The sequence below is a fragment of the Streptomyces sp. NBC_01317 genome (assembly GCF_035961655.1).
Lineage (GTDB): Bacteria > Actinomycetota > Actinomycetes > Streptomycetales > Streptomycetaceae > Streptomyces.
In genome coordinates this window covers 6,551,887-6,575,582 of record NZ_CP108393.1, presented here as the reverse complement: position 1 = coordinate 6,575,582, position 23,696 = coordinate 6,551,887, and the positions used below count along the sequence as shown (strand labels likewise).

Sequence of the window (23,696 nt, the reverse complement as noted above, 5' to 3'; positions counted from 1 at the left end):
CGGGCAGACGCAGAACCGCAACGCCCGACCTCAATCGAGCGCCCCAGCGAGATACGCACGGAGGAGCGTCCGCGTCTCCGCGACTATTCCGGGGTCCCCCGCCCCATCCGTGCGGAACGCCAGCTGGAGCAGGGCGTCCGCCGCCTCCACCGCCACCAGGACCGTGCGGTGCAGGGACGCGTCGGGGCCGCGGCCGAGGTGGCCCGCGAGCAGGACGGTGAGCCGGCCCGCGACCTGCTGGTTCGCGTTCCTGGCGGCCGCCCCCCGGACCCCCGCGGCCGGTCCCAGGTCGGCGCCGAAGTCGACGGAACCGAAGCCCGGCACCGTACGTTTCATGGTGAGGTACTCGTCCAGCACCACGTCGACCGCGCCCCGCCAGTCCCCGGACTCCAGGGCGGCGAACCGGTCGGTGACCCGCTCGGCGTAGCGGTCCAGGTTACGTTGTGCGAGGGCGTCGACCAGGGCGCGCTTGTTGTCGAAGAACCGGTAGACGGAGCCTATGGGGACGCCCGCGCGGGAAGCCACGGCGCGGGTCGTGAGCTGTTCGTAGCCCGCTTCGTCGAGGAGGGCCGCGCAGGTGTCGAGGATCCGGGTGAGCCGCTCCGCGCTGCGCCGCTGCACGGGCGCCCTGCGCAGCCTGCCGCCCGCGCCCACACTCCCGCCGCCCGCGCTCTCCGGGGCGCGGTTCGCGTTCGTACGGTCGTGGGGCACGTACTCCATCATGCCGCGCGTCCCCGTTGACGCGCCGCCCCCACAATCCTACGGTTGACCATAGGATTCCAGAGGCGCGGACCCATGGACTCCCCGGTCGAGCATGGGAGCGGACGATGAGCGGCAGCGGGCAAGGCAGCGGGCACAGCATCGAGCAGGCCAGGAAGACGGCCGAGGATCTGGCCCACTCCCCCGGCTTCGGCAACGAGCACAGCTCCGAGGCGGTGCCGGGCGCGCTCCCGCACGGACGCAACGCCCCGCAGCGCGCCCCGCTCGGGCTGTACGCGGAGCAGCTGAGCGGCAGCGCCTTCACCGAGCCGCGTGCCCACAACAAGCGCTCCTGGCTCTACCGCATCCGCCCCTCGGCCGCCCACCCGCCGTTCCGGCGGACGAGCAACGGCGGGCTGCGCGGCGCGCCCTTCACCGAGACCGTTCCCGATCCCAACCGGCTGCGCTGGGACCCGCTGCCCGACCCGGCGCCCGGTACGGACTTCCTCGCCGGTCTCTGGACGCTGGGCGGCAACGGCGACGCAACACAGCGCACGGGTATGGCGATTCACCTCTACGCCGCCAACGCGCCCATGACCGACCGGGTGTTCGGCGACGCCGACGGCGAGCTGCTGATCGTCCCCGAGCACGGCGGACTGCTGATCCGTACCGAACTGGGCCTGCTCGCCGCCCGTCCCGGCGAGGTCGCCCTCGTCCCGCGCGGGGTCCGCTTCCGGGTCGAGCTGCTCGACGAGACGGCGCGCGGGTACGTCTGCGAGAACTACGGCCGGCCGTTCACGCTGCCCGACCTCGGCCCGATCGGCGCCAACGGCCTCGCCAACGCACGGGACTTCCTCGCGCCGGTGGCCGCGTACGAGGATGTCGAACGGCCGGTGGAGGTGGTCAACAAGTTCTGCGGGAATCTCTGGTCCGCGACGTACGACCACTCGCCGCTCGACGTGGTGGCCTGGCACGGCAACCACGTGCCGTACGTGTACGACCTGCGGCGCTTCAACGTCCTCGGGTCCATCAGCTACGACCACCCCGACCCGTCGATCTTCACGGTGCTCACCTCGCCGTCGGACACCCCGGGGCTGGCGGGCGTCGACTTCGTGGTGTTCGCGCCGCGCTGGCTGGTCGGCGAGGACACGTTCCGGCCGCCGTACTTCCACCGCAACGTGATGAGCGAGTACATGGGCCTGATCGAGGGCGCGTACGACGCGAAGACGGCCGGCAAGGGCGGGTTCGTGCCCGGCGGCGGGTCCCTGCACAACATGATGTCGGCGCACGGGCCCGACCGCGAGACGTTCGACCGGGCGAGCGCGGCCGAGCTGCGGCCGCAGCGGATCGACGACGGGCTGGCCTTCATGTTCGAGACCCGCTGGCCGGTGACGGCCACCGCCCAGGCGGCCGGGGCCGACCACCTCCAGCCCGGTTACGACCGGGTGTGGGAGGGTCTTGAGCGCCACTTCAGGCCTTGATACGGAGTTGAACCGTGACCGCCTTCGCCCCCGACTCGCTGGTCCTGAACCGGAAGCTGCCGCTCTGGTACCAGGTCTCGCAGTCGCTGCGCGCCTCCATACTCGGCCGCCGCCCCGACGACCCGCTGCGGCTGCCCACGGAGGAGCAGCTCGCCGGTCACTACGGCGTCAGTGTGCTGACAATGCGTCAGGCCCTCAAGGAGTTGGAGGAGGAGGGTCTGATCAGCCGGCACCGGCGGCGCGGCACCTTCATCGAGCCGGGCGCGCGGCGGGGCGCGCCGCGCAGGCTGCTCGGTTCGATCGATGCCATCGTGGCGCAGCAGTCGGGCGAGCTGACGACGGTGCTCGGCCACGGGACCACTCCGGTGCCGGGTGAACTCGCCGAGTTCTTCCCGGAGTTGGACGAGGTGATGACGTACAGGCGGCTGCGCCGCGACGCGGAGAGCGGTGAGCCGGTCAACTGGGCGGAGAACGCGGTCCGTCCGGACGTCGCGGCCGGTATCGACGTCGGGGATCTGGCGAGCCGGCCGATGACGAAGGTCCTGCGGGACATGCCGGGGGTACGGATCAGCCGGGTCACCGACACGGTGGAGGCGCGGCTCGCCGACCCGGCGACGGCGGAGCTGCTGCGGGTGCCGCTGCTCAGCCCGATCCTGCACTACACAGGGGTGTCGTACGACGAGCGGGGCCGGGTGGTCGACGTGGCCCGGATCCGTTACCGGGGCGACCGGTTCGCGTTCTCGGTGACGGTGGAGACGGACGGGTAGGACGGTGGGGTTCGCAGCGGAGGTTCCCGGCGGGAAGGTTCCCAGCGGAGGGACCCAGCGGGCGGGTCCCAGCGGAGGGTTCGCTTCCCCCGCCCGGCCGCCGGGGGCGCGGCGTTACGATGCCGCGGGCGGTGCAGAGGGAGGCAAAAGCGACGGGGAGGGCCGCGATGGCATCGACACGGGCCGGCGGGGACGGCGGCCGCGTGCCGTCGGACGCGCCCCTGCTGAGCGACCTCATGCCGTGGTCCACGGCCCCGCTGCGGCTCGGCAGGTCCTGGGTCCTCGCCCCGGACGCGGCCTCGCTCACCGCCCGCTGGGACCGGCTCGTACGGGCCGAAGGGGCCGAGCGGGAGGCCCTGTTCGGGCCGACCCGGGCCCGTACCCCGTACAGCGCCGTCCCCGCGCTGCCCGGACAGGTCGCGGGCACCGGCCGGTTCGTACGGGAGCCGGGGCGCCGCCCCGAGCCGCTGCGGGTGCTCCACGGCCCGTTCGACGAGCAGTGGCTGATCCCCGACCACCGGCTGATCGACGCGGCGCGCCCCGAGTTGTGGCGGGTCGCCGACGCCCACCAGGTCTTCGCCGTGGAGCAGGGGTACGTCCCCGGGGCGGCCGGTCCCGCGCTGCTGGTCAGCGCCCTGCTCCCGGACGGCACGTCGCCCGCCGGGCGCCCCGGCCGGATCCGCCCGCTCTACCGCAGGCCCGGCGGCCTGGAGCCCAACGTGACTCCGGGCCTGACGGCCCTGCTGAGCGCGCGCCACGGCCGGGAGGCCGCCCCGGAAGAGGTGCTGGCCTGGGCGGTCGCGGCGGCCGTCCCCTCGCCGCGCGGACCGGTGGTGCCGCTCGCCGCCGACCCCGGCGTGTGGTCCGCCGGGGTGGAGCTGGGGCGGCTGATGACCGGGATCCAGCTGCGCGGCGCGCACGGCGGCGTACGGCACCGGCTGCCCGGCGGCCGCCGGCCCTACGTACGCGCCACGGTTCCCGACCGACCCGAGTCCCTCGCGTACGACCCCGCGGAGGAGGCGCTGTCGCTCGGTACGGGCCGCATCGCGCCGGTGCCCGCCGGGGCCTGGGACTTCATGATCGGGGGCGTACGGATCCTGGAGTTGTGGTTCGAGCGGCGTGCCGGGCTCCCCGAAGGAACCGAGCCCGGCACACTGGCGGCGATCCGGCCGCCGGGCTGGCGGCGGGAGTGGACCTCGGAGCTGCTCGACCTGATCACCGTACTGGCGCTCCTGGCCGAACTGGAGCCGCGCCGGGAGCGGTTGCTCACCGCGCCGACGCTCACGCGCGACGAGCTGTACGCGGCCGGCGTCCTGCCGGTCCCTGCGGCGTCCCGCCGCCCCGCGTCCGTACTGGACCACCATGAAGAGGGCCCCGAGGGCCAGTTCGCCCTGATCTAGACGAGTGGGGATCGCCGCCCGTCCAGGACCCCGGCGGCCGTCAGACCTCGTCGGAGGCGGCGACCAGCAACTGGGTGTCGATGTCGGTCACGTCGTCCGCGGAGCCCAGCTGGTCCGCCGCCCACATGAGCCGGTCGTACTCGTCCTGCCGGAGCGTGAGCCGACACGCGTTGACCGTGTTGACGAGGTAGTCGACCGCCATTTCCGATTCGTCGCTCTCGACCATGCTCCGGACCGAATCAAAAGCAGGCACGTTCTGCCCCCGAGCCAGGGCTCGCCGCTCCACCGCATCGGCCACCGAGCGAATGACGTCGTCCGCGGAACTGTTCATGAGCCGTCCCGTACCCCGCGCGCCGGCCCGCCGAACGAATCCAGGACCCGGTCCAGCGCCCGTTCGAACACCGCGTCCAGGTCCACCGGTTCGGACGCGGACGTCATCAGTGCCGCCAGGCGCGGGAAGCGGCCGGAGGCGATCTCGCGGCCCAAGTAGGCCATGCGGACGGCCTGTTCCTGTTCCGCCGTCCACGGCAGTGTGCGGTTGCGCTCCGCCGTCTGGAGTTCGTGGGCGACAAAGGTGGTGACCACCCCGCTGATCATCGAGATCAGCTCCATCTTCTCGCCGGGCGGCAGGTCGAGCGGATCGAGGCAGGCCAGGCTGAATTCGAGGTACAGCAGCCCGTTCGGGGTGAAGCCGTAGTTCGACGACATCACGGTCGACATCCAGGGATGGCGGTGCATCATCGCGCGCCCCCGGTGCGCGAGCGCCGCCGTGTCGGCCCGCCAGTCGCCGGAGGGTTTCTCCGGCAGCGGGAACTCCCCCGCCGCCGCGTCGAACATCAGCTCGTACAAATCCTCCTTGCGCGGCACGTAGTTGTAGAGCGACATCGTGCCGCAGCCCAGCTCGGCCGCCACATGGCGCATGGAGACGGCCGCGATGCCGCCCTCGTCGGCGAGTTTCACCGCCGCCGCCGCGATGTCGGCGCGGCTGAACGCCGGCCGGGGGCCGCGTCCCGCCCGCTCGGGGCGGGTCCAGATCACTTCGGGTTCAGCAGGTCGCCCCGCCATCGGTCATCACCTCGCCCACCATCGTAGTTACGTACGGCGTACGTAGTTTGCTATGGTGGGCCCATGACAACTACGTACGCTGTACTTAGTGAAGGTCTGGAGAAGCGCTACGGCGAGGTCCACACCCTGAGAGGCCTGGATCTGGCCGTGCCCGAGGGCACGGTCTGCGGGGTGCTGGGGCCGAACGGGGCGGGGAAGACCACGGCGGTACGGGTGTTGACGACCCTCACCCGCGCCGACGCCGGAAGCGCGCGGGTCGCCGGGCACGACATCCGCCGGGAGCCGGGCGCGGTGCGCCGGGCCATCGGGGTCGCGGGCCAGTACGCCTCGGTTGACGGCGATCTGTCGGGCCGGGAGAACCTCCGGCTCTTCGCGCGGCTGCTCGGCGTCCGGGGCGCGGCCGGCCGCGCCCGCGCCGACGCACTCCTGGAGCGCTTCGAGCTGGCGGACGCGGCCGACCGGACCGTACGGACCTACTCGGGCGGCATGCGCAGACGGCTCGACCTGGCGGCCGGCCTGCTGACCCGCCCGCGCGTGCTGTTCCTGGACGAGCCGACCACCGGGCTCGACCCGCACAGCAGGAACCAGATCTGGCACGCCGTCCGCGACCTGGCGGACCGGGGCACCACGGTCCTCCTCACCACGCAGTACCTGGAGGAGGCCGACCGGCTCGCCGACAGCATCGTGCTCATCGACGAGGGCCGGGCGGCCCATCGTGGCACCCCGGCCTCGCTCAAGGCGCTCATCGGCTCGTACGCGGAGGTCGTCGTCGCCGAGGAGGCGACCGGAGCGGCGGCGGAGGCCGCGCTGGTCGCGGCGGCGGGCGTCCTCGACCGGCTGACCGGGGCCGAGCCGGTGTTCGACCGGACGCGCCGGGCCGTCGGCGCCGTGGCCGCCGACCCCGCGCTGACCCTGCCCCGGATCGTCCGCGAACTGGACGCGGCGGGCGTGCCGGTGGTCGACGCGAGCCTGCGGCCCCCGACGCTGGACGAGGCCTTCCTGCGCCTGACCGGCCGTACGGGTCCCCTCGCCCCCGAACCGGCCCCCCTCACTCTCACCACCGCCCCGCGCGCCGGGCGCAGGTCCGGGAAGGAGCACGCCGTATGAGCACCGCCGCGTACGACCGCGCGCACGACGTCACGTACGACGAAGGAACACGCCGTCCGAGCACGCTCGCGTACGACAGCGCAGCCGTCCTCGGCCGCCACCTCCGGCGCATCAGGCGCGCGCCGGGCGTGGTGCTCCTCACCCAGAGCATGCCGATCAACATGCTGCTGTTCTTCGGTTACGTCTTCGGCAGCGCGCTCGCGACACCGGGGCGGGAGTACCGCGCCTTCCTCGTACCGGGGTTGCTGGCGGCGACGGCCGCGGGCGGCCTCATGACCGGGATGTTCCAGGCGTCCCAGGACGCGCAGCGCGGGGTCATGGACCGGTTCAGGACCCTGCCGATGAGCCGGGCCGCCGTACCGCTCGGCCAGACCGCGGCCGACCTGCTCACCACCGCCGCCGGGATCGTCCCGCTGATGCTCGTGGGGCTGGCGGTGGGCTGGCGGATCGAGGGGGGTGTACCGGGCGCGCTCGGGGCCTTCGGGGTGCTGCTGCTCTTCCGCTTCGCGACGGCGTGGGTGGGCACGTACCTCGGGCTGGTCCTCCGCGACGAGGAGGTGGCGGGGCAGTTGGGCGCGGTCACGTTCGTCCTGCCGCTGCTGTCCAGCGCGTACATCCCGACGGAGGGACTGCCGGGCTGGCTGCGGACGGTCGCGGAGTGGAATCCGATCAGCGCGATCGCGGGGGCCGTACGCGATCTCTTCGGCAACGCGGCGCCGAACGCCGACGCGGCCTGGCCGACGGCGCATCCGCTGGCCGGTTCCCTGCTCTGGTCGCTGGCGCTGCTCGCCGTGTTCGTACCGCTGACCGTACGGCGGTACGCCGACAGCGGGGAGTGAGCCGACCGGTGGCGGGGAGTGGTCCACCGGCCGGGTCACCGAGGGCGGTACGGAAGGAGCGGGGCGGTAGAGTTCAGCCGCGGCTGCCGAAGAGAGAGCGGCGCAGACGCCGCAGCGGCGCGAAGAGCGAGACGCGCGCACTTCTGCTCTTCTGGGTCTCCGTCCGGTCCCGCGAGGTCAGTTCACGCATCAGCAGAGTCGCCTCGGCCGTCTCCCGCTGGGGCACGGCGGGACCGCCGAGCACCGAGAGATGGCGGTCGAGGCGCGAACTGGTCGCGCTGGTTCCGCAGGTGATCGCAGGGACTCGCGCCCTGCTGTGGACCGTTATCTGTTTCATGTCACTCCCCACCCGTACGAGGGCACCCGACCCGGGCAGGTTAACCCTATCGTCCCCTACTGACACTCGTGTATCCCGTCTTCAGGATTCACCACACACATAAGGGCGTTGACGCCCGTTGCCTGATCCATCCTAATTCAGGGCGAGTTGGACAGTTCACCCCGGGGTGCGATGGTTGACCGGCGCACCAACTGGCGCCGGGCGCCCCCGACCTGACACGAGGAGGCCCTGGTCGCCCAGGGCCTCTTCGCACGGCGGTATGGCGCTTCGCGCCCCTTACGCGGCCGAGGTGAAGACCGGCAGGTAGCCGCCGGACTGGCCGGCGGCGGTCGGGTGGTAGGACTCGCTGATGTTGAGCAGGTTGACGCTGTGGAGCCACGAGGAGCCCGAGCAGATCTCGTGCCCCTGGAAGGCCGACGCGACCCCGGCGAAGGTGAAGCCGTGGTCGGCCGCCCGCTTGGCGGTCGCGGTGTTGAGGTAGTCGGAGGCGCTGTTGATCGCGGAGCGCTCCCTCTCGGAGAGGCCGGCGACGCAGGAGCCGCTGAGCTGGTAGAAGCGGGGGTAGCCGAGCACGACCACTCTCGCCGAGGGGGCTCTGGCCGAGATCGCCGTGTAGACGCGGTCGAGGTTGGCGGGCAGCGTGCTGTCGACGAACGCACGGGCCTGGGCGACCCGGTTGAGGCAGGTGGACTCCGACTGGAGGACGCAGGTCGTCATGACGTCCGCGAAGCCGGCGTCGTTGCCGCCGATGGTGATGCTCACGAGGTCGGTGGAGGCGTTGAGGGGGGTCAGCTGATTCGCGGTCACATCACCCGTACGAGCGCCCGAGCAAGCGGTGAACGCGAACGTGGCGGGTGAATGCGCGGCCGCCCAGAGGGCCGGGTACGCACGGGCGGTGCGCTTGCAGTCGCCGGCGGCGGAGTCGTACGCACCGGCGCCGAGTCCGGAGGAGTAGGAGTCGCCCAGCGCCACGTAGTCGGTGGCGGCGGCCGACGGCGCGGCCTGCGCGGAGGCCGCGCCGGTGAGAGCGAGCAGGGCTCCCAGGAGTAACGCGGACGAGAATGCCGTGATTCGGGACAGTTTCATGGAACCTCCCTTTAGCAGGATTTCTGCCTCTCCTTTGGTACCAGGCCCCACCCCTCACTGGAAGTGTCCATGTCAAGAACATTACGGCACGTTCCAGCCCTTGCCATACCGTCCCCGCCCTCAATACCGTCTTACGACCACCCGCATCGGTCCATCACGCAAAGCGGCGTCCTGGGGAGGGCTCATACGTCGCGATGGCTCCCGGGGCGGGGCGCGGTAGGGGGGTGCCGTGCTCGGTGACCGCACGTAGTGCCGAGTCGCGTGCCGCGCGGCCAGTTCCACAACTCACCCGTGCGCCAGGGAGATCCGTGCCGTGACGGCAGGGGTCTCGTTGTCGCCGGGGGTGAGAACCCCCCTTTCGAACCGGAAACACAGCCGGACCGCCCGGGGGTGGGCGGTCCACCGGACGAGAGGGAAACAGACTCGTGAGCTCTTTTGTGCGCCCGGCCCTGCCGGGCGAAGATCCGTTAACGGCGCGGTCGCGGAATTCAGCCGGTTCCGCGCAGACGCACGCTGTCAGGAACGGGTCCCATCGAACAGCGCGTCCGTACCGCCCGGTCTCACTCCATCTGGCGATCGCTCCGCCCGTGAGCGTCGTCATCCCGGCCATGAACGAGGCGGAGAACCTTCCGTACGTCTTCAAGACCCTGCCCGACTGGATCCACGAAGTGGTCCTGGTGGACGGCAGATCGACCGACAACACCGTCCGGGTGGCCCGCGAACTGCGGCCGGACGTCAAGGTCGTCACCCAGCGCGGCAAGGGCAAGGGGGACGCGCTGATCAGCGGGTTCGCCGCCTGCACCGGGGACATCATCGTGATGATCGACGCGGACGGCTCGGCCGACGGCAACGAGATCGTGTCCTACGTCTCCGCGCTGGTCTCCGGGGCCGACTTCGCCAAGGGCTCGCGGTTCGCCAACGGCGGTGGCACGGACGACATGACGCCGATCCGCCGGCTCGGCAACCGCGCCCTGTGCGCGGTCGTCAACGCCAAGTTCGGCGCGCGGTACACCGATCTCTGCTACGGCTACAACGCGTTCTGGCGGCGCTGCCTGGACGACATCACCCTCGACTGCACGGGCTTCGAGGTCGAGACGCTGATGAACATCCGGGTCGTGCAGGCCGGGTTGAAGGTGCAGGAGATCCCGAGCCACGAGTTCGACCGGATCCACGGGGTCAGCAATCTGCGGGCCGTCAGGGACGGACTCCGTGTCCTCAAGGTGATCCTCCGGGAGAAGGGCGTTCCGCGCGCCACGCGGCGGCGCCCTGCCGGACTCCGGATCACGGCGCTGCGGGGAGAGGTGTCTTGACCGGCCGCTCCCACCGTCCGGACCGCCGGCCCCGTCCCCATCGTCCTCACCATCCCCATCGTCCTCACCATCCCCATCGTCCTCACCGTCACCGGCCGTTCTCGGTGGTGATCTGCGTCTACACCGAGGACCGCTGGGAGGACATCCTCGCGGCGGTCGACTCGGTGCGCCATCAGTCCCTGCCCGCGCTGGAGATCCTTGTCGTGGTCGATCACCACCCCGCTCTGCTGGAGCGACTCCGGGTGGAGTACGGGGAGTTCGCGGCGCGCGGGGAGGTGCGGGTGCTCGCCAACGCGGGGGTCCGCGGCCTCTCCGCGGGCCGCAACACCGGGATCGCCGCCGCCCGGGGCGAGATCGTGGCGTTCCTCGACGACGACGCCGTGGCCGAGCGGGACTGGCTGCGGTTCTTCGACGAGTCGTACGACGATCCGCGGGTGCTGGCGGTCGGCGGGCGCACGCTGCCCGCCTGGGCGTCGGGCCGCAGGCCGGTGTGGTTCCCCGAGGAGTTCGACTGGGTCGTCGGCTGTACGTACCGGGGCCTGCCCGAGGGGAAGGCCCGGGTCCGTAACGTCCTGGGCGGGAACGCGTCCTTCCGGCGCTCGGCGTTCGACGCCGCCGGTGGGTTCGCGACGGGCATCGGGCGCGACGGCGACAAGCGGCCCCTGGGGTGCGAGGAGACGGAGTTGTGCATCCGGCTCGCCAGGGCCGTACCGGACGCGGTGCTGCTGATCGACGACCGGGCGCTGATCCGGCACAAGGTCCCCGAGGCACGGGAGCGGTTCGGGTACTTCCGTACCCGCGCCTACGCCGAGGGGCTCTCGAAGGCACTGGTGGCCCGAAGTGTCGGCGCGGGCAAGGGACTTGAGTCCGAACGGCGCTACACCACCCGGGTGCTGCCCGCCGGGGTGGTACGGGGTCTGCGCGACGCGGTACGGGGCCGGCCCGGCGGCCTGGGGCGGGCCGGCGCGATCGTGGTCGGCGTCTCGGCGGCCGTCGGCGGCTATCTGCTGGGGAGTTACCGGGCGCGCGGGGGCGGGGCCACGTTCTCGTCGGGCCCGATCGAGAGGACGGGGCGCCTCGGCAGCCCCAGGGGAGCCGTGGCGTGACGGAAGAACCACGCGACCCGCCGGACCTGCCACGTGCGGCGGGTCCGGCAGGTCCGGCAGGTCCGGGGGACGCGGGGGCGGGTCCTGCGGGTCCGGTCCTGGACGCGCGGGAGCCCGTACCGATCCTGATGTACCACGCCGTGGCGCACCGGCCCGCCGCCGCCACCCACGCCCTGTCCGTCTCCCCCGAAGCCTTCGCGGCGCAGATGGAGTTGCTCGACGCACGCGGGTTCACGCCCGTCACCACGGCAGCACTCGGCGACGCCTGGCGCACCGGACGCGCGCTGCCTCCGCGCCCCGTGCTGATCACCTTCGACGACGGCTACGAGGGCGTGCACCGCCACGCCCTCCCCGTCCTCGCCTCGTACGGCTTCACCGCCACCGTGTTCCTGACGACCGGGTGGCTGCGCGGGCCCGGCAACACCGGCGGCGCGCTCGACACCATGCTCGACTGGGGCCAGGTACGGGAGTTGGCGGCGGTCGGCACCGAGATCGGCGGCCACAGCCACACCCACCCCCAGCTGGACCAACTCGCCCTGGAGCGCCTGCGGTTCGAGGCGCTCCACTGCCGGGAGGTCATCGGCGAACGGCTGGGCGCCGCGCCGCCGGTCTCCTTCGCGTACCCGTACGGCTACTCCAGCCGACGGGTCCGCCGTACGGTCCGCGAGGCCGGGTTCGCCCAGTCGCTGGCCGTGGGCAACGCGCTCGCCCGGCCACGCCAGGGCCCGTACGCGCTGGAGCGGGTGACCGTCCGGCGCTCCACCGGCATCGAGGAGTTCGGACACCTGGTCGAGGGCCGGTCGCTCGGCCGGATCTTCGCCAGGGACCGGGCCCTGACCCAGGGGTACGCCGTCGTCCGCCGGACCCGCGCCGCCGCACGCCGGGTGGTGGGCGCGGGCCGCCGCTGACCGGGGGCGGGGGCGCGGGGGCCACCGCGCACCCGCACACCCGCGCGCACCGACGCGACAACGCGCCCGCGCACCCACACACCCGCCACGGGGCAAAACACCGTGCGTCGGACCTTCGTGTGCCGGATCATGGGCGACATGTCTGCCAAGCCTCAGGACGCACTGCCGATCCGGCTCAACGTCGATGACAGCGACTCGCCGTCGGATGTGGTCGACGCGCTGTTCCTCGGTCGCTTCGCGACGGGCGAGCAGCCGTTCTCGCACAGTTCGACGATCGACCGGGTCAAGTCGGGCGCGCCCCTGCTGCCGCCCGGCGCGACGATCCTGCGCCGCGCCAAGGACGACGACCGCAGCGCCACCCTGGCCGAGGGCGACGGCTGGACGCTGCTGGTGTCCCGCTGGAACCGGGGCGCGGACGTGACCGTGACCGCCGTCAGCGCCGAACTCGCCGAGAAGGTCCACCAGCAGACGACCGACGGCGCCCAGGACGAGCCGGAGCCGCAGCCCGAGAACGTGACGATGGGCTTCTGGTACGTGTCACCCCGGCGCGGCCCGCACCGCACCACCCGCCAGATCGCCGCCGGGACCTGGGACGAGGTCAGGCCCAACTACACCGCGCCCGTGGCCGAGGCGATGGACCGGCTGATGAAGGTGACGCCGGACGACATCGCGGGGCGGCTGCTCCTGCTGCACGGGCCGCCCGGCACGGGCAAGACGTCCGCGCTGCGCACACTGGCCCGTTCGTGGCGCGACTGGTGCCAGGTGGACTGTGTCCTGGACCCGGAGCGGCTCTTCAACGACGTCGGGTACCTGATGGACATCGCCATCGGCGAGGACGACGGCTCGGCGAAGGGGCGCTGGCGGCTGCTCCTGCTGGAGGACTGCGACGAACTGATCCGCGGCGAGGCCAAGCACACCGCGGGCCAGGCGCTGTCGCGGCTGCTGAACCTCACCGACGGGCTGCTCGGCCAGAGCAGGAACGTTCTGGTGGGGGTGACGACCAACGAGGACCTGGAGCGGCTGCACCCGGCGGTGGTCAGGCCGGGGCGGTGCATGGCGAGGATCGAGGTCGGTTCGCTGACGCGCGCGGAGGCGCTGGCCTGGCTGGGCCCGGAGGACGGCGAACGGGAGTCGGCGGTCGGCCGGGAGGGAGCGACGCTGGCGGAGCTGTACGCGATGCGGCGGGGCAGCGGCCCGGCATCGGTCCCGGCCCAGCACGCGGGCTCGGACGCGGGGCTCTACCTCTGAGCGGTCGTCCCGGGCCGCTGCCTCCGGGCCATGGTCCCGGGGCGCCGACGCCGGTCGGGCGTCCGGCCGCTCACTTCGCGTACGCGGCCCGTACCGCGTCCTCCGCCGCTCCCAGCGCCGCGTCCCTGCTGAGCCCGAGGCGCTGGGCGCGCTCCGCGTACGCCTGGGCGGCGGCGGCCGCCTCGCGCTCGGCCGCGTCCCCGGCGGCGGCGACGAACGTGCCGTTCCTCCCCCGGGTCTCGATCACCCCGTCGCCCTCCAGCGTCCGGTACGCCTTGGCGACGGTGTTGGCGGCCAGCCCCAGCTGTTCGGCGAGTCCCCGCACGGTCGGGAGCCGGTAGCCCACCGGCAGCGCGCCGGAGCGGGCCTTCGCCGAGATCTGGGTACGCAGTTGCTCGTACGGAGCCGTCGCGGCGGCCGGGTCGATCACGATCTTCAGGGTCACGGTCCGATTCTCCCCCGTGGGCCGGGAAAAGGAGAGGCGATCCGCCGCCCTGTCCCCGTAACGTGCCGCCCCATGACTGTGCTCGTCCGTGATTTCCGTACCGAGGACGCCGAGGCGGTGACCGCTCTGCGGCGCGTCTGCGTTCCCCACCAGGTGGTGACCGAGGAGTTGGTCCTGTTCGGGGTGGCCACCGCCGACCCGGCGAAGAAGTACCGGCTGTTGGTCGCCGAGGAGGAGGGGGTGATCATCGGCACGGCCCATGTGGGCATCGCGTACGGGAGCAGCGATCCCGGGCAGTCGTCCGTCACCCCGCACGTCCATCCCGGGCGGCGGGGCCGGGGCGCCGGGGCGCTGCTGCTCCGCACGGCGGAGGAGCACCTCGCCGCCGAGGGCGCCACGAGTGTGTACGCCTGGGTGATCGACGAACCGTCGTCCCGCGCCTTCGCCGAGCACCGTGGCTACCGGCCCTCGCGCGGGTCGCACTTCCAGCGGCTCGACCTGACCGGGGCCGCCCTGCCGGAACCGCCGCCGCTGCCGCCGGGCCTCACCCTCGGCACGGCCGCGGACTTCGCGGACAACCCCCGTCCGCTGTTCGAGGCGGACGCGGAGTCGACGTCCGACGAGCCCAGCGACATCGGCGCCGAACTGGACGACTACGAGGACTGGCTGCACCACACCTGGAACGATCCGACGCTCGACCGCGGCCTGTCGACGGTGGTGGTGACGGCGGACGGCCGGGTCGCCGCGTTCACGGCGGTGGTGACGGACGGGATGACCACCTACGCCACCGCATTCACCGGGACCCGGCGCGCGTTCCGCGGCCGGGGCCTGGCCAAGCTCGCCAAGTCCGACTCCCTGCGGCGCGCCCGCGCGGCGGGGTACAGGGACGCGTTCACCGCCAACGACGGGGACAACGGCCCCATCCTGGCGGTCAACAAGTGGTTCGGCTACGAGATCTGCGCGAGCGAGGTCCGGTACGTCCGGACGCTCGGCTGACGTCCGGAGCCGTACACACGCGGCTGATGTCCGAAGCCGTACGGAGCGCTGGGGCGCGCGGTCGTCAGAGCCGTACGGGCGTGGCCGGCGCCACCAGCTCCACCTCGTACCCGGCGGGGTCTTCCAGATAGGCCGCGTAGTGGTCCTCCCCGCCCGCGAACGGGTGGCGGTCCCCGTACAGCAGCGTCCAGCCGTGCTCCGGCGCCCTGGCCACCAGGGCGTCGAGCGCGGTCCGGTCGGCCGCGTGGAACGCGAGGTGGTTCAGCCCCGGTGCCCGGCGGTCGTGCGCTCCGGGCAGCATGCCGGGCGACTGCTCGATCACCACATACGTGTCCGCGCGGCGGAAGCTGCGTCCCTGCGCCCAGCGGCGGTACGGGGCGTAGCCCAGCTCACCGAGCAGCCAGCCCCAGCGCGCCTCGGCGGACGACAGGTCGGGGACCCACAGCTCTATGTGGTGGAGCGCGCCGCCGGTCGTGGCGGGCAGGGGGACGGCCCGGGTCGGTCCGTCGGGGGCGTACCCGATCGGGTCGTGGTCCTCGTGCCGGTGGATGAGGAACCGCTCACCGGCGCGATAGGCCTCCAGACCCGCACGGCAGTACGCGACCATGTCGTCCGGGAGGTCGGCCAGGGGGTGCCAGGAGAGGCCGGAACACTTATGCGGCTCTCTGTTGTACGGCTCTCCTCCCCGTCCGTACTCCGCCTCGAAGAACCAGCCGACGCGCGTGCCGCCCCCGGGGCCGCGGTGCTGCATGACCAGGGCGACCTTCAGGTCGTCGGGCGCCAGCTCGACGCCGATCTCCTCGTCCGCCTCGCGGATCATGGCCGCCCTGACGTCCTCGCCCGCCTCGACGTGCCCGGAGGGGCCGTTGAGCAGCCCGTCCCCGTACCCCGTGCCGGAGCGGCGGGCCAGCAGCACCTCGTCGCCCCTGCGCAGGATGAGGTGGACGTCGACCACCTCGGTGTGGCGCCCGGGGCGGGCGGCCTGCGCCACCAGGACGTACCGCTCGTCGTCCACGGGCCGGCCCCACAACTCGTGGTCGGCGGACAGACGTTCGTAGTGGACGCGCTCGGTGAGCGGGGCCAGCGCCTCCGTGAGGCGGGCCGGGGCCAGTCCCGTACCGGACCACACCCCCTCGATCAGCACGAACCTGCCGCCGGGCCTGAGCAGGGACGCCCAGTGGCGCAGCACCTCGCCGGGATCGGGCAGGAGCCACAGCACGTGCCGGGCGAGGATCACGTCGAAGGTCCGCTCCCCCACCGGCGGCCTCGTCGCGTCCCCCACCAGGATCTCGGCGTCCCGCCCGGCGAGCTTGGCCCTCGCCTGCCCGGCCATGGCGGGCGAGAGGTCGACGCCGGTCACGCGGTGGCCCTGCTCGGCGGCGAGCAGGGCCAGCGTGCCCGTACCGCACCCGAGGTCGAGCACCTGGGAGGGCTCCCGGGGCAGCCAGTCCCGCATGCGGTCGGCCCAGGCCATCCGGACGGCGGAGTCCAGCAGCCCGTGGTCCGGCTCCTGGTCGAAGGAGTCTGCGAGAGCGTCCCAGTCGATCGAGGTCATGTTCCGATGGTGCCAGCCACCACTGACAGCGGAAGCCCATTCACGGTCACCCGCGGTCACCTTTTCCGTCACCCATGCCCGAGTTGAGCGGTTTTCGGCCACGCTGTGTGTCGTCGGGCGCCTCGGGCCGTCCCTCGGCGCCCCCGGACGACGGCGTGCGGTGGCCGGCTTCCGGCCCATGTGAACGGCTGTGGACGGCTAGGGCGTGGACTCGCCACGCCCCCGTCCACGGGCGATCAGCTTGCCCACCAAGGGCCACACCAGCAACAGGAACACCACCGCGTACACGGTGACCGAGAAGGGTGTGTTGACGAGACCGCTCACACTCCCATCGCTGATCTGGAGCGCGCGCCGCAGCTGTTGTTCCGCCGCCGGGCCGAGGATCACCCCGATGACGGCCGGCAGCACGGGCAGCCCGTACCGCCGCATCCCGAACCCGATCAGACCGATGATCAGCAGGATCACCAGGTCCAGCGCCTCCCCGCCGACCGCGTACGCGCCGACGGCCGCGAAGAAGAGGATCCCCGCGTAGAGGTAGGGCCTGGGGATGCGCAGCAGCTTCGCCCAGACCGGCGCGAGCGGCAGGTTGAGCGCGAGCAGCAGCACCATGCCGACGAAGAGCGAGGCGATCAGGCCCCACACCAGGTCGGGTTCGCGTTCGAAGAGGAGCGGTCCGGGCTGGATGCCGTACTGCTGGAAGGCGGCGAGCATCACGGCGGCGACGGCCGTGGTGGGCAGGCCGAGGGTGAGCATCGAGACGAGGGTCCCGGCGGCCGAGGCCGAGGCGGCCGACTCGGGGCCCGCGACGCCCTCGATGGCGCCCTTGCCGAACTGGTCCTTGTGCTTGGAAAGCCGCTTCTCCGTGACGTACGAGAGGAAGGTCGGGATCTCCGCGCCGCCGGCCGGGATCGCGCCGAACGGGAAGCCGATGAGCGGCCCGCGCAGCCAGGGCTTCCAGGTGCGCCGTACGTCCTCCTTGCCGAGCCAGGGACGGCCGACCGGGATGGCCTCGCCCGAGGAGCGGCGCAGGTGGGCGGCGACCCACAGGGCCTCGCCGATCGCGAACAGGCCGACCGCGACGATCACCACGTCGATGCCGTCGGCGAGTTGGAGCGAGCCGAAGGTGAGGCGCTGCTGGCCGGTCATCTGGTCCAGGCCGACCAGGCCGAGGGTGAGGCCGATGAGCAGCGAGGCGAGTCCGCGGATCCGGGACGAGCCGAGGACGGAGGTGACGGCGATGAACGCCAGCACCATGATCGCGAAGTAGTCGGGGGCGCCGATGTCCACCGCGAGGGAGGCGACGGTCGGGGCGAGGACGACGAGCAGGATCGTACCGATCATGCCGCCGGCGAAGTGCCCGCCCGCGGCGGCGGCCAGGGCTTGGGCGCCGCGTCCCGCCTTGGCCATCGGGTTGCCCTCGATCGCGGCGACGACGGCCGCGCTCTCGCCGGGGGTGTTGAGCAGGATCGAGGTGGTGGAGCCGCCGAACATCGCGCCGTAGTAGATGCCGGCGAACATGATGAACGCGCCGGTGGGTTCGAGTCCGTACGTGACCGGGAGCAGCAGGGCGACGGCCATGGCCGGGCCGATGCCGGGCAGGACGCCGATCGCCGTGCCGAGCAGCACGCCGATCGCGGCCCAGAGCAGGTTCATCGGCGTGAGAGCCGTACCGAACCCGTCCATCAGGGAGTTGAGGGAGTCCATTTTTTACAGCACCCCCATCAGCGGGCCACCGGGGAGGGGGACACCGAGCAGGTTGTCGAAGACGAAGTAGGTGACGAGGGAGAGGCCCGCGGCGATCAGCGGGTCCCGGTCGAAATGGCGGCTGCCGAGCGCGTACGCCGAGCCCCAGAAGAGCAGGGCGCCGGATATCGGGAAGCCGAGGGGGCCGATGAGGACGGCGTTGCCGAGGAAGACTCCGGCGAGGAGCAGGACCGTACGCCAGTCGGCCGGTTCGGTCAGGTCGATGTCCTCGCCGCCCTCGGCCTCGCCCCGGCCGCCGCGCAGGACGTCGAGGGTGAGCAGGACGGCGACGACGACCAGGCCGATGCCGACCACGATCGGGACGGTCCTGGGGCCGACGGGGCCGCGCTGGGTGATCTCGACGTCCATGGTGAGGGCGTCGGTGAGGACGAGGACGCCGAGGGCGAGCAGCAGGACGCCGACGCCGATCTCGGAGTGCTCACGCAGCCAGGTGCGGCGTGCGCCGGGCCCGCCGGCGGGTGCCGCGGAGGGTGTCCCGGGGGGTGTCGCGGTGGATTCGGTCGGTGTGGTCACAGTCCCAGCTCCTTGAGGACGGAGTCCACGCGGCGGTCCTCGGCGGCGAGGAAGTCGCCGAACGCGTCGCCGGTCAGGAAGGCGTCGTCCCAGCCGTTCTTCTTGAGGGACTCGCGCCACTCGGGCGAGTCGTGCAGCTTCTTGACGAAGGTGAGGAGTTTGGCGCTCTCGGCGTCGGAGAGGCCGGGCGGCGCGACGATGCCGCGCCAGTTGGTGAAGTCGGTGTCGAGGCCGGCCTCGCGCAGGGTGGGGGCGTCCAGGCCCGGTATCCGCTCCGGTCCTGTGACGGCGAGGAGCCGCAGCTCACCGGCCTTGATCTGGTCGAGGTACTCCCCGAGGCCCGAGACGCCGAAGGCGACCTTGTCGCCGAGGATGGAGGCGAGGAGTTCCCCGCCGCCGTCGAAGGGGACGTAGTTGACGGTCCTGGGCGCGATGCCCGCGGCCTTCGCCATCAGCATGGGGGCGAGATGGTCGGGCCCGCCGGGCGAGGACCCGCCGCCGACCGGCACCTTGGCGGGGTCCTTCTTCCAGGCGGTGAGCAGGTCGGCGATGGTGCGGTACGGGGAGTTCTTGCCGACCACGACGATGTCCGACTCCTCCGTGATCCTGGCGATCGGAGTGGTGTCGGCGAGCGTCTTGGGGGACTTGTTGGTGTGGACGGCGCCGACGACGCCGAGGCCCATGGACATGGCGAGCTTGCCGTTGCCGTGCTCCCCGACGAGCCGGGTGAGGCCGACGGTGCCACCGGCGCCCGGCAGGTTGAACACCTCGATGTTGTGGGTCAGCCCGGCGTCCTCGGCGTTCTTCGCCAGGGTGCGTGCCGTGATGTCGTACCCGCCGCCGGGCGTGTTGGGGACCATGAAACGCAGGCCGGGGATCTGCGTGCCGGTGTCGTCGCCGCTGCCCGCGGTGAGCAGGGGCGGCCCCACCAGCACCAGGAGTGCCGACCCGAGCAGGGCGAGGGGAGTGCGGAGTCGCACGTGTGCCGCCTTTCGGATTTCCTTTCGGATTTCCCTCGGAAAACTGTGAAGTGGCCCACATGTTGCCCGCGTGTTAACAAGCTGTCTCTCTTCCGGAACCAACGGACGTTGTGGTCGTTGTGGTCGCGCCCTACGGTGTCGGCGTGATGAAAGTGCTGGTGGTGGACGACGACTTCATGGTCGCGAAGCTGCACAGCCGTTTTGTGTCGGCGATGGACGGCTTCACGGTCGTCGGGGTGGCGCACAACGGCGCCGACGCGCTGCGCGCCGCCGAGGCGCTGCGCCCCGACGTGGTCCTGCTCGACATCTATCTGCCGGACATGGACGGCATCAGCGTGCTGCGTGAGCTGCGGGCGGCGGAGGAGCGGGACACGGCCCGCGCGGTGGCCGACGCGCTGTTCATCACGGCGGCCAGGGACGCGGGGGTCATCAGGGCCGCCCTGCGGACCGGTGCGCTGCACTATCTGATCAAGCCGTTCAACCAGACCGCGCTCCAGGAGCAGTTGCGGCACGTGGCGGCGCTGCGGACCCGGCTGGCGGGGCTGGGCGAGGCGCGCCAGGAGGACGTCGACCAGATCTTCGGCACCCGGCCGCCGGGGAGCCGGGAGCTGCCGAAGGGGCTGGCCGCCCATACCGCCGACCTGGTGGAACGTACGTTGCGGGAGTACCCGGACGGGTTGTCGGCGACGGAGTGCGCGGACGCGGGCGCCTTGTCGCGCGTGAGCGCCCGGCGCTACCTGGAGTATTTCGCGGATACGGGGCGGGCGCGGGTGACGCTCAAGTACGGGGGGACGGGGCGGCCGGAGCGGCGTTACCGGTGGATCGGCTGAGGTGCGGTGCGGGGTGGTGGAGCCCGCGCGGTGGTTTCCTCAGGGGCTTCTTAGGTCTTCCTTAACAGAGACATAAGGATCGGCTCAGTCCCCTGGTGGAGGCGGATTCGGGGGTCGGGAGCGGCTAGTTTGCTGAGCGCCGGAGCGGGGTCGGGACCGGAGGGCATGGCATCGGGAGGTTGCCTTGTCATCTGGTGCCTCCCGCTCCGGACTGTTCGCCTGTACAGCTCCCGCAGCTGGTGCCGCTCAGAAGGAGAACCACTTCATGACCGTTCGTCGTACCGCCACCGGGATCGTCGTCCTCGGCGCCGCTCCCCTCGCGCTGGCCGCTCTCGCCGCCGGCCCGGCCGCCGCGCACGGTTCGATGACGGACCCGGTCAGCCGGGTGGCCGCGTGCTTCGCCGAGGGTCCCGAGAACCCCAAGTCGGAGGCGTGCAAGGCGGCGGTGGCGGTCGGGGGCACCCAGGCGCTGTACGACTGGAACGGGGTCAACATCGCCAACGCGGCCGGGAAGTCCCAGCAGTTGATCCCGGACGGCAAGCTGTGCAGCGCGGGCAACGACAAGTTCAAGGGGCTCGACCTGGCGCGCGCCGACTGGCCGTCGTCCCCGATGACGGCGGGCAACCGCACCTTCCGCTACAAGGGCACGGCGCCGCACCGGGGTTCCTTCGAGCTGTACGTCACGAAGGACGGGTACGACCCGGCCAAGCCGCTCAAGTGGTCGGACCTTGAAGCGAAGCCGTTCCTCAAGGTCACCGACCCGAAGCTGGTGAACGGTGACTACGTGTTCACGGGGATCGTCCCGAAGAAGACGGGCCGTCACCTGATCTACTCGATCTGGCAGCGCTCGGACAGCCCCGAGGCCTTCTACACCTGCTCCGACGTGGTCTTCGGCAAGGACAACGGCACGGTCGACGGCGCCGTACCGGCCCCGTCCGCGCCCACCGAGCAGGAAGTCGCCGACGGTACGGAGAAGTCGACCATCGAGCACAACGGGCACGGTGACAACGACGCCTCCACCGGCCCCGGCAGCGACTCGGGTACGACCGGGGCGACGGCCGCCGCGGAGAAGCCGGCGGGCGGGGCGGAGGACGACGACGACGCCAACTACCCCGAGGCGAAGAACGCCGCCGCCCCGGCCGAACAGGCCCCCGACTCGGCCGACTCCACCGGCGCCGACGCCAACACCGACGCCGCCACCGCCGCTGACACCGCCGCCGACGCGCAGCCCACCGGCACCGAGGAGAACCTCGCCGAGACCGGCGCCGACGGCACCACCCCGTACTTCGCGATCGGTGGCACGGCGGCGCTGGCCATCGGCGCCGCGGTGATGTTCGGCACGGTCCGCCGCAGGGCCGTACCCTCCGGACGCCACGGCCGCTGACCGCGCACGGACGCGGGTGGGCCCCGGTGTGACGAGCGCTCGTCACACCGGGGCCCACCGCTGTCCGGGACCCTCGGCCAAGGGCTGACGGAGAGCGGCTACGCCTGGTGGAAGATGGTCGCGCCCCAACGCGCCTTCCAGCGACCGTCACCGAACTTCAGATCCGCCGTACACGCGCCGGTGTCACCGTCACACGTCAGCCCGGTCACCGGGACCGGAGCGGCGAGCACCGCCGCACTCCGCTCCGCCGAGCCCGGCGCCTGGTGGAACACCGACGCGTCCCAACGCGCCTTCCACCGACCGTCACCGAACTTCAGATCCGCCGTGCACTTGTACGTGTCCCCGTCACACGTCAGCCCCGTCACCGGAACCGGAGCCGCGAGCACCGCCGCACTCCGCTCCGCCGAGCCCGGCGCCTGGTGGAACACCGACGCGTCCCAACGCGCCTTCCACCGACCGTCACCGAACTTCAGATCCGCCGTGCACTTGTACGTATCACCGTCACACGTCAGCCCCGTCACCGGAACCGGGGCGGCGGCCGTGGGCGCGGCCGCCGTCGCAGCCGTCGCAGCCGTCGTCGTGGCGGTCGCGGTGCTGGTCAGGCCGATGCCGAGAGCGGCGACCGCGGCGAGGGAGCCGGCCAGAATACGCAGCATGGGGTGTCCTTCCGTCGGAACGCGGACACGGGGTGTGTCCGCCGAGGGGAAGAATGCTGCTCCTGGCCGCTCACCAACCGTAATCAACCGGCCCTTCATCACAACGAGTTACGAAACCCGCCGCGGGACCGGCGTGGCGCGGGTCAGCCGATCACCGACGCGCAGGTGGTCGGGGTCGCCCGGCCCGGGTCCAGCGCGTTGGCCACCTCGTGGAAGGCGACCCGGTCGAGAATCCCGATCGCCACATGGTCGGAGAGGTCGACCGGGCACAGGTCCTGGAGCAGCACGTTGCGCACACCGGGACCGGTCAGGAACTGGGAGCGGTACGGCGTGACCACCTGGTCGTACCGCGTGGCGATGACGGTGTAGCGCACACCGGGGACGGTGTCACCGCCCTCGTTGAGCCGCGTCAGGAAGGGGGACCCGGCCACCTGGTCGGCGAGCCCCGGTGTCGCCTCGGTCAACAGGTCCTGCGCGCCCGGGAAGTACGGCAGGAGGCGGGTGAGCCCGAGCAGGGTGGTGCCGTGGTTGTCGGGGGCGATCCCGACCAGGGCGTTCACCTTCGCCGCCCCGCCCAGGAACTTCAGGTAGTGGCGCGGCATCATCCCGCCCTGCGAGTGCCCGACGAGGTCCGCCTCGGCCGCGCCGGTCGCGGCGAGGACCTTGTCGACGTACGTGGCGAGCTGCGCGGCGGACGCGTCGATGGGGCCCAGGCCGTAGAACAGCGGCACGCCGGGGAGTTGGCCGTAGTCGAGCGAGAAGACGCAGTAACCCCGGTTGACCAGGTAGGGCGCGAGCCCGAGCCAGTTGTCGACGGCGTTCCCGAAGGTGCCGTGGACGAGGACGACCGGACGGGGGTGCGCCGCCGAGGGCTTGCAGGAGTAGTTGTTCCACCCACTGCTCACGGCAGAGGCGGAGGAAGCGGCGGAGGAAGCGGCGGAGGAAGCGGAAACGGAAGCGGTAGCGGCGGCGGAAGCGGTGACGCGTGTGGGGGTGTCGATCGTGGTCGCGGCGGCCGGGGTCACCGTGATCGTCAGTGCGGTCAGCAGCGCGGCCAGCGACACCGGCACACGCTTCCACGACCGTCTGTTCGGATCGTTCCAGGGCAGCATCGGGCGATCTCCTTGCGGCTCAAGGGAAATGGCGATGACCGTCAGCCCATATGGCCCGGACCACAAGGTTGGCTGTTCTCCTGCAAGTTACGCACGAGTAGATAGCAG

The 23,696-nt window shown here is 72.1% G+C and carries 24 protein-coding genes; 12 read left to right on the top strand and 12 right to left on the bottom strand.

From position 1 onward, the window contains the following. Nucleotides 1-30 precede the first annotated feature (30 nt). The gene (locus tag OG349_RS28620; RefSeq protein ID WP_442806430.1) at nucleotides 31-720 is read right to left on the bottom strand and encodes a TetR/AcrR family transcriptional regulator; all 690 of its coding nucleotides are present in this window, start codon (nucleotides 718-720) and stop codon (nucleotides 31-33) included. A gap of 107 nt (nucleotides 721-827) precedes the next feature. Here OG349_RS28620 and hmgA point away from each other — a divergent pair, with 107 nt between their 5' ends. From hmgA to OG349_RS28605, 3 genes are all read left to right on the top strand, one after another. Then, the gene (gene hmgA / locus OG349_RS28615) at nucleotides 828-2,180 is read left to right on the top strand and encodes a homogentisate 1,2-dioxygenase (RefSeq protein WP_327237318.1); all 1,353 of its coding nucleotides are present in this window, start codon (nucleotides 828-830) and stop codon (nucleotides 2,178-2,180) included. 14 nt (nucleotides 2,181-2,194) lie between these two features. Further along, the gene (locus OG349_RS28610; protein WP_327237317.1) at nucleotides 2,195-2,947 is read left to right on the top strand and encodes a GntR family transcriptional regulator; all 753 of its coding nucleotides are present in this window, start codon (nucleotides 2,195-2,197) and stop codon (nucleotides 2,945-2,947) included. Between the two features lie 167 nt (nucleotides 2,948-3,114). Further along, a complete protein-coding gene (locus OG349_RS28605; protein WP_327237316.1) occupies nucleotides 3,115-4,347 on the top strand; it encodes a type ISP restriction/modification enzyme in 1,233 nt (410 codons plus the stop codon). A 40-nt stretch (nucleotides 4,348-4,387) separates the two neighbouring features. Here OG349_RS28605 and OG349_RS28600 read toward each other — a convergent pair whose 3' ends face one another. Together OG349_RS28600 and OG349_RS28595 are read right to left on the bottom strand one after the other, a co-directional pair. Further along, entirely contained in the window at nucleotides 4,388-4,573 is a 186-nt protein-coding gene (locus OG349_RS28600) for a hypothetical protein (protein WP_327237315.1), read from the bottom strand. A gap of 101 nt (nucleotides 4,574-4,674) precedes the next feature. Next, the gene (locus tag OG349_RS28595; protein WP_327237314.1) at nucleotides 4,675-5,412 is read right to left on the bottom strand and encodes a TetR/AcrR family transcriptional regulator; all 738 of its coding nucleotides are present in this window, start codon (nucleotides 5,410-5,412) and stop codon (nucleotides 4,675-4,677) included. Between the two features lie 63 nt (nucleotides 5,413-5,475). Between OG349_RS28595 and OG349_RS28590 the strand changes: the two genes are divergently transcribed. After that, complete coding sequence (locus tag OG349_RS28590; protein ID WP_327237313.1) at nucleotides 5,476-6,519, top strand: ATP-binding cassette domain-containing protein; 1,044 nt, start codon at nucleotides 5,476-5,478, stop codon at nucleotides 6,517-6,519. Further along, nucleotides 6,516-7,358 carry an ABC transporter permease gene (locus tag OG349_RS28585; protein WP_327237312.1) on the top strand — a complete coding sequence of 281 codons (843 nt, stop codon included), beginning with the start codon at nucleotides 6,516-6,518 and terminating at the stop codon, nucleotides 7,356-7,358. The genes OG349_RS28590 and OG349_RS28585 overlap by 4 nt, the downstream gene beginning before the upstream one ends. Nucleotides 7,359-7,431: 73 nt before the next feature. Here the strand turns inward: OG349_RS28585 and OG349_RS28580 are convergent, their stop codons facing one another. After that, the gene (locus tag OG349_RS28580; protein WP_327237311.1) at nucleotides 7,432-7,695 is read right to left on the bottom strand and encodes a hypothetical protein; all 264 of its coding nucleotides are present in this window, start codon (nucleotides 7,693-7,695) and stop codon (nucleotides 7,432-7,434) included. A 276-nt stretch (nucleotides 7,696-7,971) separates the two neighbouring features. Then, nucleotides 7,972-8,781, bottom strand: a complete 810-nt coding sequence (locus tag OG349_RS28575) for an SGNH/GDSL hydrolase family protein (RefSeq protein ID WP_327237310.1) — start codon at nucleotides 8,779-8,781, stop codon at nucleotides 7,972-7,974. A 425-nt stretch (nucleotides 8,782-9,206) separates the two neighbouring features. Between OG349_RS28575 and OG349_RS28570 the strand changes: the two genes are divergently transcribed. From OG349_RS28570 to OG349_RS28555, 4 genes are all read left to right on the top strand, one after another. Beyond that, nucleotides 9,207-10,091 carry a glycosyltransferase family 2 protein gene (locus OG349_RS28570; RefSeq protein WP_327237309.1) on the top strand — a complete coding sequence of 295 codons (885 nt, stop codon included), beginning with the start codon at nucleotides 9,207-9,209 and terminating at the stop codon, nucleotides 10,089-10,091. A gap of 107 nt (nucleotides 10,092-10,198) precedes the next feature. Further along, entirely contained in the window at nucleotides 10,199-11,197 is a 999-nt protein-coding gene (locus OG349_RS28565) for a glycosyltransferase family 2 protein (RefSeq protein WP_327237308.1), read from the top strand. Nucleotides 11,198-11,325: 128 nt separating this feature from the next. Further along, nucleotides 11,326-12,105 (top strand): polysaccharide deacetylase family protein, encoded by a 780-nt coding sequence (locus OG349_RS28560; RefSeq protein WP_327238772.1) that lies wholly within the window; start codon nucleotides 11,326-11,328, stop codon nucleotides 12,103-12,105. Between the two features lie 138 nt (nucleotides 12,106-12,243). Then, nucleotides 12,244-13,353, top strand: coding sequence for a DUF5925 domain-containing protein (locus OG349_RS28555; RefSeq protein ID WP_327237307.1), 1,110 nt, complete (start codon nucleotides 12,244-12,246; stop codon nucleotides 13,351-13,353). A 70-nt stretch (nucleotides 13,354-13,423) separates the two neighbouring features. Here OG349_RS28555 and OG349_RS28550 read toward each other — a convergent pair whose 3' ends face one another. After that, entirely contained in the window at nucleotides 13,424-13,798 is a 375-nt protein-coding gene (locus OG349_RS28550; protein ID WP_327237306.1) for a GntR family transcriptional regulator, read from the bottom strand. 72 nt (nucleotides 13,799-13,870) lie between these two features. Between OG349_RS28550 and OG349_RS28545 the strand changes: the two genes are divergently transcribed. Then, complete coding sequence (locus OG349_RS28545; protein WP_327237305.1) at nucleotides 13,871-14,794, top strand: GNAT family N-acetyltransferase; 924 nt, start codon at nucleotides 13,871-13,873, stop codon at nucleotides 14,792-14,794. Between the two features lie 64 nt (nucleotides 14,795-14,858). Here the strand turns inward: OG349_RS28545 and OG349_RS28540 are convergent, their stop codons facing one another. From OG349_RS28540 to OG349_RS28525, 4 genes are all read right to left on the bottom strand, one after another. Then, on the bottom strand, nucleotides 14,859-16,349 hold the full coding sequence (locus OG349_RS28540) for a trifunctional class I SAM-dependent methyltransferase/NUDIX hydrolase/VOC family protein (protein WP_327237304.1): 1,491 nt from the start codon (nucleotides 16,347-16,349) through the stop codon (nucleotides 14,859-14,861). Between the two features lie 198 nt (nucleotides 16,350-16,547). Further along, complete coding sequence (locus OG349_RS28535; protein WP_327237303.1) at nucleotides 16,548-18,053, bottom strand: tripartite tricarboxylate transporter permease; 1,506 nt, start codon at nucleotides 18,051-18,053, stop codon at nucleotides 16,548-16,550. 3 nt (nucleotides 18,054-18,056) lie between these two features. Continuing rightward, entirely contained in the window at nucleotides 18,057-18,626 is a 570-nt protein-coding gene (locus OG349_RS28530; protein WP_442806328.1) for a tripartite tricarboxylate transporter TctB family protein, read from the bottom strand. Beyond that, entirely contained in the window at nucleotides 18,623-19,606 is a 984-nt protein-coding gene (locus tag OG349_RS28525) for a Bug family tripartite tricarboxylate transporter substrate binding protein (RefSeq protein ID WP_327237302.1), read from the bottom strand. The genes OG349_RS28530 and OG349_RS28525 overlap by 4 nt, the downstream gene beginning before the upstream one ends. Nucleotides 19,607-19,752: 146 nt before the next feature. Between OG349_RS28525 and OG349_RS28520 the strand changes: the two genes are divergently transcribed. Then, entirely contained in the window at nucleotides 19,753-20,436 is a 684-nt protein-coding gene (locus OG349_RS28520; RefSeq protein ID WP_327238770.1) for a response regulator, read from the top strand. Between the two features lie 265 nt (nucleotides 20,437-20,701). Further along, nucleotides 20,702-21,820, top strand: coding sequence for a lytic polysaccharide monooxygenase (locus OG349_RS28515; RefSeq protein ID WP_327237301.1), 1,119 nt, complete (start codon nucleotides 20,702-20,704; stop codon nucleotides 21,818-21,820). Nucleotides 21,821-21,918: 98 nt separating this feature from the next. Here the strand turns inward: OG349_RS28515 and OG349_RS28510 are convergent, their stop codons facing one another. Then, a complete protein-coding gene (locus OG349_RS28510) occupies nucleotides 21,919-22,476 on the bottom strand; it encodes a hypothetical protein (RefSeq protein ID WP_327237300.1) in 558 nt (185 codons plus the stop codon). A gap of 143 nt (nucleotides 22,477-22,619) precedes the next feature. Then, the gene (locus OG349_RS28505; RefSeq protein WP_327237299.1) at nucleotides 22,620-23,588 is read right to left on the bottom strand and encodes an esterase/lipase family protein; all 969 of its coding nucleotides are present in this window, start codon (nucleotides 23,586-23,588) and stop codon (nucleotides 22,620-22,622) included. Nucleotides 23,589-23,696: the final 108 nt, after the last annotated feature.

Coding starts and splice junctions, on each gene's coding strand:
- OG349_RS28555 (WP_327237307.1), top strand. CDS start 12,244: ATGTCTGCCAAGCCTCAGGACGCACTGCCGATCCGGCTCAACGTCGAT.
- OG349_RS28580 (WP_327237311.1), bottom strand. CDS start 7,695: ATGAAACAGATAACGGTCCACAGCAGGGCGCGAGTCCCTGCGATCACC.
- OG349_RS28535 (WP_327237303.1), bottom strand. CDS start 18,053: ATGGACTCCCTCAACTCCCTGATGGACGGGTTCGGTACGGCTCTCACG.
- OG349_RS28505 (WP_327237299.1), bottom strand. CDS start 23,588: ATGCTGCCCTGGAACGATCCGAACAGACGGTCGTGGAAGCGTGTGCCG.
- OG349_RS28515 (WP_327237301.1), top strand. CDS start 20,702: ATGACCGTTCGTCGTACCGCCACCGGGATCGTCGTCCTCGGCGCCGCT.
- OG349_RS28540 (WP_327237304.1), bottom strand. CDS start 16,349: ATGACCTCGATCGACTGGGACGCTCTCGCAGACTCCTTCGACCAGGAG.
- OG349_RS28520 (WP_327238770.1), top strand. CDS start 19,753: ATGAAAGTGCTGGTGGTGGACGACGACTTCATGGTCGCGAAGCTGCAC.
- OG349_RS28510 (WP_327237300.1), bottom strand. CDS start 22,476: ATGCTGCGTATTCTGGCCGGCTCCCTCGCCGCGGTCGCCGCTCTCGGC.
- OG349_RS28605 (WP_327237316.1), top strand. CDS start 3,115: ATGGCATCGACACGGGCCGGCGGGGACGGCGGCCGCGTGCCGTCGGAC.
- OG349_RS28560 (WP_327238772.1), top strand. CDS start 11,326: ATGTACCACGCCGTGGCGCACCGGCCCGCCGCCGCCACCCACGCCCTG.
- OG349_RS28590 (WP_327237313.1), top strand. CDS start 5,476: ATGACAACTACGTACGCTGTACTTAGTGAAGGTCTGGAGAAGCGCTAC.
- OG349_RS28575 (WP_327237310.1), bottom strand. CDS start 8,781: ATGAAACTGTCCCGAATCACGGCATTCTCGTCCGCGTTACTCCTGGGA.
- OG349_RS28585 (WP_327237312.1), top strand. CDS start 6,516: ATGAGCACCGCCGCGTACGACCGCGCGCACGACGTCACGTACGACGAA.
- OG349_RS28600 (WP_327237315.1), bottom strand. CDS start 4,573: ATGGTCGAGAGCGACGAATCGGAAATGGCGGTCGACTACCTCGTCAAC.
- OG349_RS28595 (WP_327237314.1), bottom strand. CDS start 5,412: ATGGCGGGGCGACCTGCTGAACCCGAAGTGATCTGGACCCGCCCCGAG.
- OG349_RS28620 (WP_442806430.1), bottom strand. CDS start 720: ATGGAGTACGTGCCCCACGACCGTACGAACGCGAACCGCGCCCCGGAG.
- OG349_RS28545 (WP_327237305.1), top strand. CDS start 13,871: ATGACTGTGCTCGTCCGTGATTTCCGTACCGAGGACGCCGAGGCGGTG.
- hmgA (WP_327237318.1), top strand. CDS start 828: ATGAGCGGCAGCGGGCAAGGCAGCGGGCACAGCATCGAGCAGGCCAGG.